Genomic DNA, 3,087 nt, shown 5'->3' on the forward strand with positions numbered 1-3,087 from the left:
GGGGTAGTGGCCCCCCCGGGGGGGGGGGGGCGCGGCCCCCGGGGGGGGGGGGGGCCCCCCCGGCGGGGCCCACCCACGCGCCGCCCGACCGGCCGACCAGCGCGAACTCGCCGCCGCCCGCCCCGGCGACCGCGTCGGCCAGCGCATCGACGAGCGATTCGGCGCCGGCGGGCAGCGGGCCGCCCGCGAACCCGGGCAGCGGCACGGCGGTCACGTCGCGCATCGCCTCCAGGGCGGCGGCGAACCTCGCGTACTCGTCCACGCCGGTGAACGCGAGCGCCGACGGCAGGCAGACCAGCGACGGCGGCACGAACCCGGTGGTGAGCGCGACCGGCGCGGCCTCGGGCCGGTCGGTGAGCGCGCCCAGGCGGGCCGCGGTGGCGAGCAGGTCGAGCCCGTCGGCGGTGCGGTCGGCGTCGATCGCCTTGCGCAGCAGGGTTTCCACCGGTCCGACGTCGCGGTTGGCGGTGCCGCGCAACCGGCCGTAGAGGTGGTTGACGAGCTGGGCGGGGGTCGGGAAGTCGAACACGGCGGTCGCGGACAGCCGCAGGCCGGTGGCCGCGTTGAGCCGGTTGCGCAGCTCGATCCCGGTCAGCGAGTCGACGCCGTGGTCGCGGAACGCCTGCTGCGGGTCGGCCGTGAGCGGCGTGGTGTGGCCGAGGACGGCCGCGCTGTGCGCGTTGACCACCTCCAGCAGCAGGGCGCGCTGCTCCGGTTCGGCCAGCCCTGCCAGCCGGCCGAGCAGGTCGGCCGGCGTGACCGCCGGGGCCTGCGCCCGCCGCTGCCGGCCGTGGCCGCGCAGCAGCGGCGTCCGTGCCGCGGCCGGGTCGAGGTGCGCGGGCACCAGGACGGGCGAGCCGGTGGCCAGGCCGACGTCGAGCAGGGCCAGCGCCCGGTCGGTGGGCAGCGCGACCAGCCCGGCGCGGGCCAGCCGCAGCCGGTCGGCCTCGGTGAGGTGACCGGTGATGCCGCTCTCCCGCGCCCACTGGCCCCAGGCCAGCGACACGGCGGGCAGGCCGAGGGCGTGCCGGTGGCGGGCCAGGGCGTCGAGGAACGCGTTGGCCGCCGCGTAGTTGGCCTGGCCGGGGCTGCCCAGCACGCCCGCGGCGGAGGAGAACAGCACGAACGCGTCCAGGTCGCGGGTCAGCTCGTGCAGGTGCCACGCCGCGTCCGCCTTGGGCCGCAGCACGGCGTCCACCTGCTCCGGGGTCAGGGACTCGACCACGGCGTCGGCCACGGTCCCCGCCGTGTGCACGACGACCCGCAGGTCGTCGATCGTGGCGAGCAGCCCGGCCAGGGCGTCCCGGTCGGCGACGTCGCACGCGGCCGCGGTGACGGTCGCGCCGAGCCCGGCCAGCTCGGCCACCAGCTCGTCCGCGCCGGGCGTGGCGGGTCCGCGCCGGCCGACCAGCACGACGTGCCGCACGCCGTGTTCGGTGACGAGGTGGCGTGCGGTGAGGCCGCCCAGGACGCCGAACCCGCCGGTGATCAGGGCGGTGCCGCGCAGCGGTTGCGGCGTGGCGTCCTGCGCGGTCTTGGTGAGCCTGGCGGCCAGGAGCGCGCCGTCGCGCAGCAGCACTTGGGGTTCCGCTTGGGCGAACGCGGCGCGCACGGCGGCCGGGAGCGCCTGCCGGGACGCGTCCGTGCCGTCGTGGTCGACCAGCAGGAACCGGTCGGGGTGCTCGGCCTGCGCGCTGCGCACCAGGCCCCAGGCCGCCGCCGACGCGAGGTCCGTCCCCGTCGCGCTCCGGGTGACGAACACCAGCCGGGTGTCGTCGGCCAGCGCCCGCCGCACGTCGTGGAGCACCTGGCGGGTGAGCGCGTGTGCCTGCTCGACCGGGTTCCCGCCGCCGGGGGCGAGTTCGCGGACCTCCGCGGTCACGTCCGGGGCGTCGGGGGTCGGCAGCGGCGTCCAGTCGAGGGTGAACAGGGAGTCGGGGTGCCGGGTGGCGGTGAGGCCGCCGAGTTCGACGGGGCGCAGCACGAGCGAGTCGATGTCGGCCACCGGGCCGCCGGTGGTGTCGGTGACGCGGACCGCGTACGTGTCCGGCGCGGTGGGCGTCAGCACGACCCGCAGGGTGGCGGCGGCGCCGGTGATCGACACGCCGGCGAACGAGAACGGCAGCCTGGCCAGGCCCTGGCCCGGCCCGTCGACCTCGGCGGTGATGCCGGTGAGCAGGGTGAGCGGCTGGATCGCCGCGTCCAGCAGGGCCGGGTGGACGCCGTAGCCGGTGAGGCCGGAGGCGTCGGCGGGGAACGCGACCTCGGCGTGCAGCTCGTCGCCGTGCCGCCAGATCGCGCGCAGGCCCTGGAAGGTGGGGCCGTAGTCGTAGCCCGCGTCGGCGAGCGTCTCGTACAGGGTGGTGGTGTCCATCGGCGTCGCGCCGGCGGGCGGCCAGGTCGTGGCCGAGCGGGTCGGCGGGGTGGCCGGTCCGGGGAGCAGGGCCCCGGTGGCGTGGCGGGTCCAGTCGTCCGGGTCGGTGGTGGTGCGGGAGTGGAGGGTGACGGTGCGTCGGCCGGTGTCGTCGGGCGCGCCGACCGCGACCTGGACGTGCACGGTGTCGTGCAGCGGCAGCGGTGCTTCCAGCACGAGTTCGGCCAGCACGGCGCAGCCGACGTGACCTCCTGCCCGCAGGGCGAGTTCCACGAACCCGGTGGCGGGCAGCAGGGGCGCGTTCAGGACGGTGTGCTCGGCCAGCCACGGGTGGGCGGTCGGCGACAGCACACCGGTGAGCACCGCGCCCTGCCCGTCGGGCAGCGTCACGGACGCCCGCAGCAGCGGGTGGTCCACCACGTCCAGGCCCGCGCCCGTCACGTCGGCCCGGGCGGCGGACACGAGCCAGTACCGTTCCCGCTGGAACGGGTAGGTGGGCAGGTCGAGGTGGGCCCGCGGCGCCGGCGGCCGCCAGTCCGCGCCCTGTTCCCAGAGCCGGCCGAGTGCGGCGAGGAGTCGTTCGGGCTCGTCGTGGTCGCGGCGCATCGCACCGTTCGGCACGAGCGTGGGGTGCGGCCCGATCTCCAGGAACCGCGTCACCCCGTTGGCCCGCAACCACTCCACCGCGTCGCCGAACCGCACCGCGTCCCGGG

The 3,087-nt window shown here is 77.6% G+C and carries 1 protein-coding gene; it reads right to left on the reverse strand.

Going from position 1 to position 3,087, the window contains the following annotated elements; all coding sequences use genetic code 11:
- The coding region (locus ACFXGA_RS39970; protein WP_378098357.1) for an SDR family NAD(P)-dependent oxidoreductase at window positions 1-3,087 on the reverse strand (3,087 nt) is incomplete at both ends.

Source organism: Actinosynnema sp. NPDC059335, assembly GCF_042752395.1.
Taxonomy (GTDB): domain Bacteria; phylum Actinomycetota; class Actinomycetes; order Mycobacteriales; family Pseudonocardiaceae; genus Actinosynnema.